Here is a 14,452-nt window from a genome sequence, read left to right as displayed (position 1 = left end):
ACCAACTGATCCGCTGCCATCACCAGCTGAATCCCGTCGCCGCTATCACTGGTAGATCCGCCGCCGTTGACGGCCGCTGGACGCCCTCACCATCGACTGAGCCCCGTTCCCCCGCCCTGCTGAACCGGCCGCCCTCACCGGCTGATCCTCGGCCCCTCACTGACTAATCCCGCCCCAGCACCGACCGATCCTCCGGCGCCTCCGGCAGCGGGGAGACTCCGGCCGTCCATCTAAGTCAGTCGCTTGACTCAAGGTCGGGATGCCGGTTAGCTGTTTTCCAGGAGCAGCCCGGCGAGGTGAGGAGGCACGGTGGGCCGCAGTGCGCTCAGCACCCGCGAGGCGATCCTCACCTCGGCGGAGCGGCTGTTCGCCGAGCACGGCGTCACCGCCGTCTCGCACCGCCAGATCGGCGAGGCGGCCGGGCAGGGCAACAACTTCGCCGTCGGCTACCACTTCGGCGACCGGATCGGGCTGGTGCGGGCGGTGATGGACCGGCACGCCGGGGCCATCGACGAGAAGCGGGTGCGGCTGATCGAGCGGACCCGAGACCGGGGCGAGGCCCGCGACTGGGTCGCCTGCCTGGTGCGGCCGTTCACCGAACACCTGGCCGAACTGGGCAACCCCACCTGGTTCGCCCGCTTCGGCGAGCAGGTGATGGCCGATCCGGTGCTGCGCCGGATCGTCGTCGACGACGCACTGGCGGCCGAGTCCGTGCAGCTGGTGGTCGCGCGGCTCAACCACTGCCTGCCCGACCTGCCGGTGCCGGTGCACCTGGAACGCAGCGACATGGCCAGGCACCTGATCGCCCACCGCTGCGCCGACCGGGAACGCGCCCTCGCCGGGGAGCCCCGGCCGGACACCACCCGGAGCTGGGCGAGCACGGCCACCGGCCTGATCGACGCGATCACCGGCCTGTGGACGGCGCCGGTCACCCCGACCGGCCGCTGAATCGAAGTAACCGAGAGGAAAACGACGTGAAGATCACCGTCGACGAGGACAAGTGCTGCGGTGCCGGTTCGTGCGTGCTGGCCGCGCCCGACGTGTTCGACCAGCGCGACGAAGACGGCGTCGTGCTGCTGCTCGACGCCGAACCCGCCGAGCACCTGCGGACCGCCGTGCGCGAGGCGGCGGAGGTGTGCCCGGCCGCCGCGATCTCGCTGAGCGAAGCGTGAACCACCCGGCGGGCGTGCTGGTGGTCGGCGCCGCCGCGGCCGGGTTGTCCACCGCGGAAGCACTGCGCCGCAAGGGCTACTCCGGCGAGCTGACGGTGCTCGGCGACGAACCGCACCTGCCGTACGACCGGCCGCCGCTGTCCAAGCAGGTGCTCGCCGGCACCTGGCAGCCGGAACGCGCACAGCTGCGACCCCGCGAAGCGCTCGACCGGCTCGACGCCCGGTTCCTGCTCGGCGACGCCGCCGTGGCGCTGGACGCGGCGAACCGCACCGTGCGCACCGCAGCCGGTCGTGCGCTGTCCGCCGACGTGATCGTGCTGGCTACCGGTGTCCGCCCGCGCACCCTGCCCGGTCAGGAGGAGCTGCGCGGCGTGCACGTGGTCCGTTCGATGGACGACGCCCTGGCGTTGCGCAGCGACCTGGTCGCCGCCCGAAGACTCGTCGTTGTCGGAGACGGGGTGCTCGGCGCCGAGACCGCCGCCACCGCCCGGGGCCTCGGCGTGGAGGTCGTCCTGGCCGGACCCCAGGTCGCGCCGATGGCCGCCCAGCTCGGTCCGCTGGTGTCCGGGCTGCTGGCGGAACTGCACGCCGAGAACGGGGTGAAGCTGCGGCTCGGCGCCGGTGTCGACGGCCTGACCGCCGCGGACGGTCACGTCACCGGCGCCCGGCTGAGCACCGGCGAGGTACTGGAGGCCGACCTCGTGGTCGTCGCCCTCGGCGCCGTTCCCTGCACCGGCTGGCTGGCCGACAGCGGCCTGGTACTGGGAAACGGCATCGTGTGCGACTCGCGCTGCCGCGCCGCCGAGGGGATCTACGCCGCCGGTGACGTGGCGCGCTGGCACCACGAGCGCTTCGGTGCCCTGCTGCGGCTGGAAAACCGCACCAACGCCACCGAGCAGGCGGTGGCCGTGGCCGACAACATCCTCGGCGCCGACCGCCCGTACACCCCGGTGCCCTACTTCTGGACCGACCAGTTCGACGCCAAGCTCCAGCTCCACGGGGTGCTCGCGGCCGACGCCGGAGTGAGCGTCGTCGAGGGCGATCCCGCCACCCGGCGCTTCGTCGCCACCTGCGAACGCCACGGCAGGCCCGTCGGCGTACTCGGCTGGAACATGCCGAAACAAGCCCGGCTGCACCGCCGGCGGCTCCTCGCCGACCCCACCCCCGGAGGAACCCCATGACCAGCACCGTCCCGACCCCGGAATACCCGATGGCCAGGGCCGACGGCTGCCCGTTCGACCCGCCGCCCCAACTGCGTGAACTGCAGCGGGAAGCGCCGATGACCCGCGTCAGGCTCTGAGACGGCAGCACGCCGTGGCTGGTCACCCGCTACGCCGACCAGCGCGCCGTGCTCACCGACCCGCGGGTCAGCGCCGACATGAACCACCCGGCCTATCCGCGGCAGGCCCCCGGCCGGGCCACGCTCAGCTTCATCGGCATGGACGACCCGGAACACGCCCGGCTGCGGCGCATGGTCGGTTCGGCGTTCGCGGTGAAGAAGGTGGCCGCGATGCGGCCGATGGTGCAGCAGATCGTCGACGACGCGCTCGACGAGTTCCTCGTCGGCCCGAAGCCCGCCGACCTGGTGGAGGGCTTCGCGCTGCCGGTGCCCTCACTGGTCATCTGCGAACTGCTCGACGTGCCCTACGCCGACCACGGCTTCTTCCAGGACAACAGCAAGACGATGATCAACCGCAACTCCACCTCGGAGCAGCGGACCGAGGCGTCGGGCAACCTGGGCCGCTACCTGGCCGGCCTGCTGATGTCCAAGATGGACGACCCCGGCGACGACCTGCTGTCGCGGCTCTGCGACCGGATCAAGACCGGCGAGCTGGACCTGGAGCAGGCCACCGCGATGGCCGTGCTGCTGCTCATCGCCGGCCACGAGACCACGGCGAACATGATCGCGCTGAGCACCCTGCTCCTGCTGCGCAACCACGACCAGCTCAAGTTGCTGCGCGAAGCCGACGACCCCGCCGTCGCCACGCACGCGGTCGAGGAGATGCTGCGCTACCTCAACATCACCCACGGCGGCCGACGCCGGGTCGCACTGGAAGACCTCGAGGTCGCCGGGCAGCTGGTCCGCGCCGGTGAGGGCCTGGTGCTGCCCAACGAGATCGCCAACCGCGACGCCGACGCCTTCCCCGACCCCGACCGGCTCGACATCACCCGCGAAGCCCGGCACCACGTCGCCTTCGGCTTCGGCGTGCACCAGTGCCTCGGCCAGCCACTGGCCCGCCTGGAACTCGAGGTCGTCTACCGCACCCTCTACCGGCGCGCGCCGGACCTGGCCCTGGCCACCGATTTCGACGACATCCCGTTCAAGCACGACGGCTTCGTCTACGGCGTCTACGAACTCCCCGTCACCTGGTGATCCCCCGCAGCAGAGAGGCAGTCATGACCACCCCGCACGTCCAGGACCTGGGCTTCGACCCCGACGCCCTGCGCGCCAGATACCGGGCCGAACGCGACCGGCGCATCCGCCGCGACGGCAACGCCCAGTACCAGCGCCCGGTCGGCGAATTCGGTGCCTACGCCGCCGACCCGCACGCCGATCCGGACTTCCACCGCGAACCGCTGACCGACCGCGTCGACGCCATCGTCGTCGGCGGTGGGTTCGGCGGCCTGCTCGCCGGGGCACGGCTGCGCCAGGCCGGGGTCGAGCGGATCCGGGTGATCGACGACGGCGCCGACTTCGGCGGCACCTGGTACTGGAACCGCTACCCCGGCATCCACTGCGACATCGAGTCCTACGTCTACCTGCCGCTGCTGGAGGAAGTCGGCTACGTGCCGCGGTGGAAGTACTCGCCGGGTGAGGAGATCCGGCAGCACTCGCGGGCCATCGGCCGCCACTTCGGCCTCTACCGCGACGCCTGCTTCCAGACGAAGGTGACGTCGCTGCGCTGGGACGACGACGAGTCCGAATGGATCGTCGGCACCGATCGCGACGACCGGATGCGGGCGCAGTACGTGGTCGTCTCCAGCGGCACCCTCAGCAGCCCGAAGCTGCCCGGCATCCCCGGGATCGAGAACTTCACCGGGCACACCTTCCACACCAGCCGCTGGGACTACGACTACACCGGCGGTGACGCCGACGGCGGCCTGACCGGGCTCGCCGACAAGAAGGTCGCGGTGATCGGCACCGGCGCCACCGCCATCCAGATCGTGCCGCACCTCGGACGGGACGCCGGGCACCTCTACGTCTTCCAGCGCACCCCGTCCACGGTCGACGTCCGCGGCAACCGCCCCACCGACCAGGAGTGGGCCGCTTCGCTGGAACCCGGCTGGCAGCGCCGCCGCCGCGACAACTTCCTGCACGTGGTCACCGGCAGGCCCGCCGAGGAGGACCTGGTCGCCGACGGCTGGACCGGCAGCGCCCAGCTGCTGCAGAAGCTCATCCCCAGCGACGCCTACCCGGAGCTGTCCGCCGAGCAGCGCGAGCAGCTCGACGAAATCGTCGACTTCCAGAAGATGAACGAACTGCGGGCCAGGGTGGACGCGATCGTCGAGGACCCGGCGACCGCGGAAACGCTGAAGCCCTGGTACCGCTACATGTGCAAGCGGCCCACGTTCAGCGACGACTACCTGCAGACGTTCAACCGGCCCAGCGTCACCCTGGTGGACACCGCCGACCACGGCGGGGTCGAGCGGATCACCGAACGCGCGGTGGTGGTCGGCGGCCGGGAGTACGAGGTGGACTGCATCATCTTCGCCACCGGTTTCCAGGTGGGCATCTCCGGGGTGCTGTCCGGTCAGCTGCCGGTGCACGGCCGCGGCGGCATCTCCATCTTCGAGCACTGGGGCCAGGGGCCGCGGACGCTGCACGGCTTCTACAGCCACAAGTTCCCCAACCTGTTCCACCTCGGGCCGCTGCAGAACGCCGCTTCGGTCAACTTCGTGCACATCCTCGACGAGCAGGCGACGCACATCGGCGAAGTCGTCGCCGAAGCCCGGCGGCGCGGGGTGCGCTGCGTGGAGCCGACCTCGGAAGCCGAGAGCGCGTGGCTGACCACGATCGAGGAGAAGGCCGCGGACCAGTACAAGTTCCACGCCGAATGCACCCCCGGTTACTACAACAACGAAGGCATGCCGCTCGAACGCCGGTTCACCTTCGGCGACGGCCCGGTCGCCTTCCACGAGGTGCTGCGGGACTGGCGGGCGAACCGCATGCACGAGGTGCTGGCGGACGCCGAATGAGCAACGGCCGGCGGTTGAACCCGCCGAACCGGCTGCCCGGCTCGAACGGGGTGTCCTTCGGCCCGGACGGCCGGTTGTACGTGGCGCAGTTCCTCGCCGGGCAGATCAGCGCCGTCGATGTCGCCTCGGGAGACATCGAGGTGGTGGTGCCCGCCGGCGGCCCGATCGAGGCGCCGGACGATCTGGCGTTCGGCGCGGACGGCTCGATGTACGTCACCGACCTGGTGCCCGGCCGGGTGTGGCGACGCGACCCCGCCGGTGCCTACGAGCTGGTGTCCGAAGACGTACAGCTGCCGAACGGCATCGCCTGCGTCGGCGACCGGCTGTTCGTCAACGAGATGAAGCCGGACGGCCGGGTCCTGGAACTGACCGGCGGTGAGGCGCGTGTGCTGACCGGCGGGCTGGCCATGGGCAACGCCATGCAGCTCGGCCCGGACGGCTGCCTGTACTACCCGCACATGCTGACCGGCCAGGTGTTCCGGCTGCCACCCGGCGGCGGTGCCCCGGAACTGGTCGCCGAGGAGGTGCACGAGCCGGTCGCCGTCCGGTTCGACCTCGACGGCACGCTGCTCGTGCTCTCCCGCGGCGAAGCGGGCATCGTCACCCGGATCGACCTGTTCGGCAACGGCGAACGCACGCTGGTGACCAGCGGTGTCGTCGGGCTGGACAACGCCGCGTTCGACGCGGAGAACCGGATGTTCGTTTCCAGCTACGCCAGCGGCGGCATCGCCGAACTGCGGCCGGACGGCCGGACCCGCCAGGTGGTCGACCCGGGCTTCGACGGCCCGTTCGGCGTGACGGTGGACTTCGGCGGCCGGGTCCACGCGGGCGACCACTACCGCCTGGCCGGCCCGGACCCGGCGGCCCCGGGCGGCGTCCGAACACAGGCGTTGCTGATCTTCTCGCACGGCGTGGCCGCCGACGGCGACCTGATCCACGTCACGTCGCAGTACGGTCAGGTCAGCACCTACGACCCGGCGACCGGCGAGACGCGACTGCGCGCGCACGGCCTGGCCCGCCCGATGGGCATCGCCGTCCGGGACGACGGTGCGCTGATCGTCGCCGAAGCGGACGCCGGCCGGGTGGTGGCCATCGGCACAGACGGCACAGACGGCACAGACGGCACAGACGACACGGTGACCGTGCTCGCCGACGGCCTCGACCACCCGGTGGACGTGGCACTCGACCCGGCACAGCGGTGCTACGTCAGCGACGACCGCCGGGGCGCTGTCTTCCGGATCGACGACGGCGAGGCGGTCCCGATCGCGTCGGGCCTCGGCGCTCCCCAGGGCCTGACCGTGCGCGGCGACGAACTGTTCACCGTGGAGACCGCCGAGCGCCGGCTGCGGGCGATCTCGCTGACCACCGGCGAAACCCGGATCGAGGCCGAGGACCTGGCGGTGGGTGTTCCGTGGCCCGACCGGGAGTTGTTCTGCCACGGCCTGCCGGGCACCCCGATCCGGTTCGCCGGCCTCACCACGGCCCCGGACGGTTCGCTCTACCTCGCCGCTGACGGAAATGGCACGCTGGTCCGGTTTCCGGCCTGAGTGAAGTGCGCTCCACACGACGGGTGGCCGGGCTCGATGTGATCTACTCCCCCTCGCACGCGCGTTCGAGGGGACAGAGAAGATGCAGCCCGGCTACCCGCCGCCACAGCACTACCAGGGCTATCCCGGTTATCCGCCGCCGAAGAAGTCGAACACCGGCCTGATCGTCACCCTGTGCGTGGTGGGCGTGGTGCTGCTGGCGGGGCTCGGCGTCGGCGCGTGGCTCCTGATCGACGCGAACAGCGACGCCCCGGCACGCACCGCCGCCCCGGCACCGAGCAGCGCGGCGGGCCCGCCCGACCGGTTCACCGAGGCGCCCGACTGCGCCGCGGTCGAACGCGGGGTCACCGGCCTGCCGGAGAAGATGACCGACGAAGCCACCACCCCCGGCAGCTCCGACCCGGACACCACCACGGCCGGTCACTCGTGCCTGTGGGATTCCGGTGACAGCCCCATCCGCGTCGAACTGTCGTACTACCTGGCGACCTCGCTGCCCGGCAAGTCCGGCGCGGGCACGGACTGGGCCGACCGGTACTACGAGAGCCAGGCCGAGCAGGGCAGCCCCGGCCCGTCCGTCGACGTGCCCGGCGCCGACAAGGCCGCCCGCACGTCGTTCTCCAACGACGACTGCGGCATCCACGTGCTCATCGGCAACGTCTACATCTCCACCCGGTACTACGCCGACGCCGACGCTTCGGTCAGCACCGCCACCTGCGAAGCCGACTCGCTCAAAGTGGCCAGCGCCGCCGTGGACGCCCTACGGCCCTGAGTTCCGCTGCTCCGCCAGCACCTCGTCCATGGTGGTCTGCAGATCGGCCAGGAACTGCTCGAACCGGGCCACCTCGGCCGCCGGGTACCTGGCCAGCAGGGCCGTCAGGTGTTTCGCCAGCGGACCGAAGTACTCCCGGCCCGGCCCCTGGATCTCCGGGCTGCTGCGCAAGGTCACGATCCGCCGGTCGCTCTGCTCGCGGCTGCGCACGATGTGCCCGGCCCGTTCCAGCCGGTTGAGCAACGCCGTCGTGGCCCCCGAACTCAGGGAAATCCGCTCGCTCAGCCGCGCCGGTGACAGCGGCGTGCCTTTGTCCTCGGCGTACAGGATTTCGACCAGCGCCGCCGCGTCCCTCGAATGCAGGCCGAGGTGGTCGGCGAACCCCCGGGTGAATTCGGTGTAGTGCGCGCCGAACCCGCGCAACCCGTCCAGCACGCGGTCCACCGGTGTCAGCCCGCTGGACCCGACCTTCTCCATGCCCACCCCCGTTGCCTTGCCCCCAGGTTTGACAATTTATCGCCGACCTAACTACCTTCATTGTAAAGTAATTTTATGATGAAGGTAATCGCGATGGGGATTCGATGCCCAAGATCCACTTCAGCGGCGGCGTCAACCTACCCGCCACCGAAGCGCCTTCCGCACATTGACCCCTCCCAGTGACCATCGATCCGAACAGGGCCGCCGAACCAGCCGACGCACATCGACGTCCAGTGAGCGTTCATCGACCGGCACCTCGGCCACCACCCGCAGGGCATCTGCATCAATACCCGCGTTAAGCGCGAAGACGTGTCACACCTGGCCGAAAAGGCACCCGGCGCGCGCCAATCGTCTCGCGGGAAATATTCTTCCGCGCAAGACGTTTACCCGGGTAGCGCCACCCCGGGCGCGGCGGACCACAGGAGGCCCCCATGCAGTTCGGCATCTTCACCGTGAGCGATGTGACCACGGACCCCACCACCGGGCAGACCCCCGGCGACACCGAGCGCGTCCGGTCCATGCTGAAGATCGCCCAGCACGCCGACCAGGCCGGGCTCGACGTCTTCGCCACCGGTGAACACCACAACCCGCCGTTCGTCGCCTCCTCGCCGACCACCCTGCTCGGCTACCTGGCCGGGGTCACCAAGAACATCACGCTGTCCACGTCGACGACGCTGATCACCACTAACGACCCGGTGAAGATCGCCGAGGACTACGCCATGCTCCAGGTGATCTCCGACGGCCGGATGGACCTGATGCTCGGCCGCGGCAACACCGGCCCGGTCTACCCGTGGTTCGGCCAGGACATCCGCCAGGGCATTCCGCTGGCCATCGAGAACTACGCCCTGCTGCGACGGCTGTGGGAGGAGGACGTGGTCGACTGGGAGGGCAAGTTCCGCACGCCGCTGCAGGGCTTCACCTCGACGCCGCGCCCGCTGGACGGCGTGCCGCCGTTCGTCTGGCACGGCTCGATCCGCAGCCCGGAGATCGCCGAGCAGGCCGCCTACTACGGCGACGGCTTCTTCCACAACAACATCTTCTGGCCGATGTCGCACACCGCGCAGATGGTGAACTTCTACCGGCAGCGCTTCGAGCACTACGGCCACGGCCAGGCCGACCAGGCGATCGTCGGCCTCGGCGGCCAGGCGTTCATCCGCAAGAACTCGCAGGACGCCTGGAACGAATTCCGGCCGTACTTCGACAACGCGCCCGTCTACGGCCACGGCCCGTCGATGGAGGACTTCACCGCGAGCACCCCGCTGACCGTGGGCAGCCCGCAGCAGGTCATCGAGCGGTACGCGGGCATGCGCGAGGGCGTCGGCGACTACCAGCGCCAGCTGTTCCTGGTCGACCACGCCGGTCTGCCGCTGAAGACCGTGCTGGAGCAGATCGACCTGCTCGCCGAAGAGGTCGTGCCGGTGCTGCGCAAGGAGATGGAAGCGCAGCGTCCCGTGCACGTGCCCGCCGGCCCGCCCAGCCACGCCGACCGCGTCGCCGCCAAGCGGGCATCGCAGACCGAACTCGTCAACTGAGCAGCCGAGGAGACCACCCGATGAACATCGTCACCCTCTCCGCGGGGCTGCGGCAGCCGTCGTCCACCCGGATGCTCGCCGACCGGCTGAGCGCGGCCACCGTCGCGGCCATCGAAGCCGAAGGCGGCACCGCGACCGCGGACACCGTCGAACTGCGCGACATCGCCCACGACGTGGTGAACATGATGCTGACCGGCTTCCCGGCGGGCGGCCTGCCGGAGGTGCTCGACCGGATCGCCGGCGCACAGGGGCTGATCGCGGTCACCCCGGTGTTCACCACCTCGTACTCCGGGCTGTTCAAGTCCTTCGTGGACATCCTGGACAACGAGTCGCTGACCGGGCTGCCCGTGCTGCTCGGCGCGACCGGCGGCACCCCGCGGCACTCGCTGGCCCTGGAGTACAACCTGCGGCCGCTGTTCACCTACCTGCACGCGGACGTGGTCACCACCTCGGTGTTCGCCGCCACCGACGACTGGGCGGACGACGGCGCCCTGCGGCAGCGGATCGACCGGGCGGGTGCCGAACTGGCCGGGAAGGTGCTCGCCGCGCAGCCCCGCAAACCCGCCGGCGAGTTCAGCTCGGTACCCAGTTTCGAGCAGCTCCTCCGGAACGGCGGCTGATCAGGAACCGGCGCGGTCGAGCCGGTACCGGCCACTGAACCGCACGTGGTCGACCATGATGCGTTCGGCGGTGATCCCGTCGCCCGCCTTCAGCGCCTTGAGCAGTTGCTCGTGCACGGTGAGGTGGTTGCGCGCCTGGTCGGGGTCCAGCCAGAGCGACGCGTGCGCGGGCACCGGGAAGTTGTTGCGCACGGCCCTGGCGTGCGCGCCGAGGAAGGCGGGGCCGCCGATGTCCGCGATGGCCAGGTGGAGCTCGCGGCTCTGCTCGCCGAGCAGTTCGTACCGGCCCGCCTCCTCGTCGGCCACCATCCGGTCGTGGATGGCCCACAGCCGGTCGAGCTGCTCACCGGTGATCCGCTCGGCGGCCAGCCGGGCCCCGAGGCCCTCCACCACGGCCCGCACGCTGTAGTACTCGACCAGGGCGTCGGCGGACAGGTCGATCACCGTCGCGCCGTGGTTCTGTTCGTACCGGATCAGCCGGTCGTTCTCGAGGCGCCGCAGCGCTTCCCGCACCGGGGTGATGGACACGCCCAGCCGCTGGGCGATCTCGGTCGCCCGCAGCGGAGTGCCACCGGAGATGCGCGCATTGCGCAGGTCGTCGAGCAGGGACGCGTAGACGTAGTCCGCTTTGCTCTGCGGCGGTCCCGGCCGGTCCGTCGGACCTGCAGCCATGCTCGTCGCCCCTCTGTTCTGCTCGATGACCCGCGGTGGCGACCACGCTACCGGGAACCGCGGTTGTGACCTGCGCAACACGATCATCGTCATTCGATCCAGATCTTATAACTTATGAGTCATGAGCCCCCTGTCGTCGCTGCGCGTACTTGATGTCGCCACCCTGTTCGCCGGGCCGTCCGCGGCAGCCATGCTCGGCGACTTCGGCGCCGACGTGATCAAGATCGAGCACCCCCGCAAGGGCGACCCCGCCCGCGGGCACGGACCGGCCGCCGAGGGCGCCGGCCTCTGGTGGAAGTCCCTGGCCCGCAACAAGCGCGCCGCCGCGGTCGACCTGTCCTCCGCCGACGGCCAGCGCATCCTGCGTGAGCTGGCTGCCCGCAGCGACGTGCTGATCGAGAACTTCCGTCCGGGCACCCTGGAACGCTGGGGCCTCGGTCCCGCCGAACTGCACCAGATCAATCCGCGGCTGGTGGTGGCGCGGATGACCGGCTTCGGCCAGACCGGCCCGATGGCCGGCCGTCCCGGTTTCGGCACCCTCGCCGAAGCGATGAGCGGATTCGCGTCCTCCACCGGCGAACCCGACGGGCCACCGGTGCTACCGCCGCTCGCGCTGGCCGACGGCATCGCCGGGCTGGCCATGGCCTACGCGATCATGGTCGCGCTGGAGGCCCGCGGGCAGACCGGCCGCGGCCAGGTCATCGACATGGCCATCATCGAGCCGATCCTGGGGTTGCTCGGCCCGCAGGTGACCGCCTACAAGGCACTCGGGGTGCTGCCGCAGCGCACCGGCAACCGGTCGAACAGCAACGCCCCGCGCAACACCTACCGCACCAGGGACGGCCGCTGGGTGGCGATCTCCACCAGCGCCCAGTCCATCGCGGAGCGGGTGATGCGCCTGGTGGGCCGGCCGGAGCTGATCGACGAACCGTGGTTCGCCACCGGCCAGGGCCGGGTCGCGCACGTCGAAGAACTGGACAGCGCCGTCGCGGCGTGGATCGCCGAACGCGACAGCGAAGAGGTGATCACCGCCTTCGAAGAGGCGCAGGCAGCCATCGCGCTGGTCTACGACGCCTCCGACATCGTGAAGGACCCGCAGTACCAGGCCCTCGGCACCTTCGTCGACCTGCCCGACGACGACCTTGGCGAAGTCACCGTGCAGAACGTGCAGTTCCGGCTCTCCGAGACGCCCGGCGAAATCCGCTGGCCGGGCCCGGCCAAGGGCAGGCACACCGACGAAGTCCTCGGCGAACTCGGTTACGACGCGGTGCGCATCGCGGACCTCCGCGAGCAGGGCGTGATCGCGTGAACACCCCGCTGACCTGGCTCTACGTTCCCGGTGACCGCCCGGAACGATTCGCCAAAGCCGCCGCGAGCGGGGCCGATGTCGTATTGATCGACCTCGAAGACGCCGTCGCGCCCGCGGACAAGGACGCCGCGCGCAGCACCGTGAGCCGGCACCTCGCCCATCCACACGATGCCCCGCCGTTGCACGTCCGGATCAACGACGGCGACCGCGGCCGCGCCGACCTGGCCGCGCTCGCCGGCCTTCCCGGCCTGTCCGGCATCCGCCTGCCCAAGGTCGAATCGACCACCCAGCTGGACGCGCTCGACGAGCTCCTGCCCGAGGGCTTCCCGGTGTGGGTGCTGATCGAATCGGCCCGGGGCCTCGCCGCGATGGACGAGATCGCCGCCCACCCCCGCGTCGCCGGCCTGGGCCTCGGCGAGCAGGACCTGGCCTCGGCACTGGCGCTCACCGCGCCGGACGCCTTGGACCACCTGCGCCTGCGGGCGGTGCTCGCCGCCGCGGCCGCGGGCTTGCCCGCACCGGCCATGTCGGTGCACGCCAACGTCCGGGACGACGACGGGCTGCTGCACAGCACCCGGCGCGGCCGGGAACTCGGCATGTTCGGCCGCTCGGTCATCCACCCCCGGCAGATCCCGGTGGTGCACCGCGCCTTCGCGCCGACCGACCAGGAGGTGACCCGGGCCCGCGAAGTGGTCCGGGCCGCCGATGCCGCCGGCGCGCGCGGGGCCATCGCCCTGCCCGACGGCACCTTCGTCGACCAGCCCATCGTCGACCGCGCCCGCCGCGTGCTCGACCTGGCCGCGCGCCTGGCCGCCTGAACAACCCTTCACATGCCCTCGCTACAAACGAGTACCTCATGGGCGTCGCCGTCTGGGCGCTGATCACCTACCTCGCCGTCATCTTGGTCTGGGACGCCGTCCTCAAACGCAACATCGGCGAAGCCATGGTGCTGGGCTTCGTGGTGGTCTGCCTGTTCGGCGGAACCGACGCGTTTTCGCTCGCCGCGTCCGGCATAGCCGACGCCGCCGCCGGAGAAGTCGTGTTCGCCGCACTCGCGTTCGTCTTCATGGGCTACCTGCTCACCGAACTCGGACTGATCAACCGCCAAGTCACCCTGCTCAACGCCGTCTTCGGGCGGATGCGCGGCGGTTCGAATTACGTCTCGACAGCCGCTTCCGCCTTGCTGGGCGGCCCGGCCGGGTCCGGCTCCGGCATCGCGGCCTCGGTCTGCTCGGTGACCATTGCGTGGATGATCCGCTCGAAGTGGTGGCCGGACCTGGCGGCGAGCCTGGTCGCGGGCGACGCGGGCCCTCGGCACTCCATCCCGCCCAGTTCGTCGATGTTCCTGCTGCTCGGCCCGGCCGCGGTCGTCCCGGTGCTGACCGCCGACCAGCTATTGGCCAGTGCGTTCGCCGGCGGCCTGTGGACCGTGCTCTACCGGTTCGTCGTGGTGTTCATCTGGATACGGCGGCACCGGATCGGCCGCGTCGAACCCGAAGACATCCTGCCGTTCCGGGTCGCCTGGCGGCAGGGCTGGACGTCGCTGCTGGTCTACACCGGCATCGCGATCCCGGTGTTTTCACCATCGACACCGGGCAACGGCTGCTGGGGGGCTGGATCGGCGAAGACGCGGCCGGCGAGATCAGCATCGTGGCCTGGATGCCGGTGCTGATGATCATCGGCACGATGCTGGTCGCCTGGCGCAGGCTGCCCCGCACCGGCCGCGGCTGGAACGAGTTGCTCGGCGCGATGGCCCCGAAGTACGCCGTCATCGGCGCCACCCTGTTCTTCGCCTTCGCCGCGGCCGCCTGCCTGGGTGAACTCGGCCTGGTCGCCGAGTTGTCCGGGCTGATGGAACGCATCGACGCCCCGGCCGTGGTCATCGCCGCGGTCGGCGGCGTCAGCTTCAGCGCGCTGGTGGCCGCCGGAGTGTCACCGGTCGCCGCGGCCGTCGCCATCCTGATCTTCGCTTCCACCGAGGGCGCCTCCCCGTCCGGTGCGGCGCCGATCTACATCGCCAGCGGTGTCGCCGGGGTCGACCCGGCCCGCATGTTCGTCCGGCTGAGCCTCTGGTTCGTGCTGCCGGTCCTGGCCATCGGTGTGCTGGTGGCCGTCGGCCTGCTGCCCATGTTCGCCGGTTGATCCCGCTCAGGAGTT

General features: G+C 70.8%; 14 protein-coding genes and 1 pseudogene. 13 read left to right on the top strand and 2 right to left on the bottom strand.

The window, feature by feature from the left end; all coding sequences use genetic code 11:
- Window positions 1-309 precede the first annotated feature (309 nt).
- The 7 genes and pseudogenes from AC07EG_RS28300 to AC07EG_RS28270 all read left to right on the top strand — a co-directional run bounded on the left by AC07EG_RS28300 (window position 310) and on the right by AC07EG_RS28270 (window position 7,685).
- A complete protein-coding gene (locus AC07EG_RS28300; RefSeq protein WP_478256241.1) occupies window positions 310-948 on the top strand; it encodes a TetR/AcrR family transcriptional regulator in 639 nt (212 codons plus the stop codon).
- Between the two features lie 26 nt (window positions 949-974).
- Entirely contained in the window at window positions 975-1,172 is a 198-nt protein-coding gene (locus tag AC07EG_RS28295; RefSeq protein WP_478256240.1) for a ferredoxin, read from the top strand.
- Window positions 1,169-2,353, top strand: coding sequence for an NAD(P)/FAD-dependent oxidoreductase (locus tag AC07EG_RS28290; RefSeq protein ID WP_478256239.1), 1,185 nt, complete (start codon window positions 1,169-1,171; stop codon window positions 2,351-2,353). Before AC07EG_RS28295 ends, AC07EG_RS28290 begins: the two co-directional genes overlap by 4 nt.
- Window positions 2,350-3,546 (top strand): annotated as a pseudogene (locus tag AC07EG_RS28285) (cytochrome P450). The gene AC07EG_RS28290 and the pseudogene AC07EG_RS28285 overlap by 4 nt, the downstream one beginning before the upstream one ends.
- Before the next feature lie 23 nt (window positions 3,547-3,569).
- Entirely contained in the window at window positions 3,570-5,369 is a 1,800-nt protein-coding gene (locus AC07EG_RS28280) for a flavin-containing monooxygenase (RefSeq protein WP_478256238.1), read from the top strand.
- Complete coding sequence (locus AC07EG_RS28275; RefSeq protein ID WP_478256237.1) at window positions 5,366-6,916, top strand: outer membrane protein assembly factor BamB family protein; 1,551 nt, start codon at window positions 5,366-5,368, stop codon at window positions 6,914-6,916. Before AC07EG_RS28280 ends, AC07EG_RS28275 begins: the two co-directional genes overlap by 4 nt.
- Window positions 6,917-6,998: 82 nt before the next feature.
- Window positions 6,999-7,685 (top strand): hypothetical protein, encoded by a 687-nt coding sequence (locus AC07EG_RS28270; protein ID WP_478256236.1) that lies wholly within the window; start codon window positions 6,999-7,001, stop codon window positions 7,683-7,685.
- On the opposite strand, the gene AC07EG_RS28265 is transcribed toward AC07EG_RS28270, so the two are convergent.
- Window positions 7,674-8,162 carry a MarR family winged helix-turn-helix transcriptional regulator gene (locus tag AC07EG_RS28265; RefSeq protein ID WP_478256235.1) on the bottom strand — a complete coding sequence of 163 codons (489 nt, stop codon included), beginning with the start codon at window positions 8,160-8,162 and terminating at the stop codon, window positions 7,674-7,676. The two genes, AC07EG_RS28270 and AC07EG_RS28265, sit on opposite strands and share 12 nt — an antisense overlap.
- A gap of 431 nt (window positions 8,163-8,593) precedes the next feature.
- Here AC07EG_RS28265 and AC07EG_RS28260 point away from each other — a divergent pair, with 431 nt between their 5' ends.
- Complete coding sequence (locus tag AC07EG_RS28260; protein ID WP_478256234.1) at window positions 8,594-9,694, top strand: LLM class flavin-dependent oxidoreductase; 1,101 nt, start codon at window positions 8,594-8,596, stop codon at window positions 9,692-9,694.
- A 20-nt stretch (window positions 9,695-9,714) separates the two neighbouring features.
- On the top strand, window positions 9,715-10,314 hold the full coding sequence (locus AC07EG_RS28255; RefSeq protein ID WP_478256233.1) for an FMN reductase: 600 nt from the start codon (window positions 9,715-9,717) through the stop codon (window positions 10,312-10,314).
- Here the strand turns inward: AC07EG_RS28255 and AC07EG_RS28250 are convergent, their stop codons facing one another.
- Window positions 10,315-10,986, bottom strand: a complete 672-nt coding sequence (locus AC07EG_RS28250; protein WP_478256232.1) for a GntR family transcriptional regulator — start codon at window positions 10,984-10,986, stop codon at window positions 10,315-10,317.
- A 121-nt stretch (window positions 10,987-11,107) separates the two neighbouring features.
- Here AC07EG_RS28250 and AC07EG_RS28245 point away from each other — a divergent pair, with 121 nt between their 5' ends.
- The 4 genes from AC07EG_RS28245 to AC07EG_RS28230 are packed head-to-tail and all read left to right on the top strand — an operon-like array spanning window position 11,108 to window position 14,437.
- On the top strand, window positions 11,108-12,295 hold the full coding sequence (locus AC07EG_RS28245; RefSeq protein WP_478256231.1) for a CaiB/BaiF CoA transferase family protein: 1,188 nt from the start codon (window positions 11,108-11,110) through the stop codon (window positions 12,293-12,295).
- On the top strand, window positions 12,292-13,113 hold the full coding sequence (locus AC07EG_RS28240; protein WP_478256230.1) for an HpcH/HpaI aldolase/citrate lyase family protein: 822 nt from the start codon (window positions 12,292-12,294) through the stop codon (window positions 13,111-13,113). Before AC07EG_RS28245 ends, AC07EG_RS28240 begins: the two co-directional genes overlap by 4 nt.
- 38 nt (window positions 13,114-13,151) lie before the next feature.
- The gene (locus AC07EG_RS28235) at window positions 13,152-13,967 is read left to right on the top strand and encodes a TRAP transporter large permease subunit (RefSeq protein WP_478256229.1); all 816 of its coding nucleotides are present in this window, start codon (window positions 13,152-13,154) and stop codon (window positions 13,965-13,967) included.
- A complete protein-coding gene (locus AC07EG_RS28230; protein WP_478256228.1) occupies window positions 13,955-14,437 on the top strand; it encodes a hypothetical protein in 483 nt (160 codons plus the stop codon). The genes AC07EG_RS28235 and AC07EG_RS28230 overlap by 13 nt, the downstream gene beginning before the upstream one ends.
- The last annotated feature ends 15 nt before the right edge of the window (window positions 14,438-14,452 follow it).

The organism is Amycolatopsis sp. NPDC045836, from assembly GCF_056431745.1.
Note: the sequence above shows the minus strand (reverse complement) of the source record. Positions and strands in the feature narration are given on the sequence as shown.

Excerpts from the sequence above, each read along its gene's own strand:
- AC07EG_RS28230 (WP_478256228.1), top strand. The coding sequence starts at position 13,955 with ATGCCGGTGCTGATGATCATCGGCACGATGCTGGTCGCCTGGCGCAGG.
- AC07EG_RS28265 (WP_478256235.1), bottom strand. The coding sequence starts at position 8,162 with ATGGAGAAGGTCGGGTCCAGCGGGCTGACACCGGTGGACCGCGTGCTG.
- AC07EG_RS28270 (WP_478256236.1), top strand. The coding sequence starts at position 6,999 with ATGCAGCCCGGCTACCCGCCGCCACAGCACTACCAGGGCTATCCCGGT.
- AC07EG_RS28255 (WP_478256233.1), top strand. The coding sequence starts at position 9,715 with ATGAACATCGTCACCCTCTCCGCGGGGCTGCGGCAGCCGTCGTCCACC.
- AC07EG_RS28250 (WP_478256232.1), bottom strand. The coding sequence starts at position 10,986 with ATGGCTGCAGGTCCGACGGACCGGCCGGGACCGCCGCAGAGCAAAGCG.
- AC07EG_RS28245 (WP_478256231.1), top strand. The coding sequence starts at position 11,108 with ATGAGCCCCCTGTCGTCGCTGCGCGTACTTGATGTCGCCACCCTGTTC.
- AC07EG_RS28235 (WP_478256229.1), top strand. The coding sequence starts at position 13,152 with ATGGGCGTCGCCGTCTGGGCGCTGATCACCTACCTCGCCGTCATCTTG.
- AC07EG_RS28260 (WP_478256234.1), top strand. The coding sequence starts at position 8,594 with ATGCAGTTCGGCATCTTCACCGTGAGCGATGTGACCACGGACCCCACC.
- AC07EG_RS28280 (WP_478256238.1), top strand. The coding sequence starts at position 3,570 with ATGACCACCCCGCACGTCCAGGACCTGGGCTTCGACCCCGACGCCCTG.
- AC07EG_RS28275 (WP_478256237.1), top strand. The coding sequence starts at position 5,366 with ATGAGCAACGGCCGGCGGTTGAACCCGCCGAACCGGCTGCCCGGCTCG.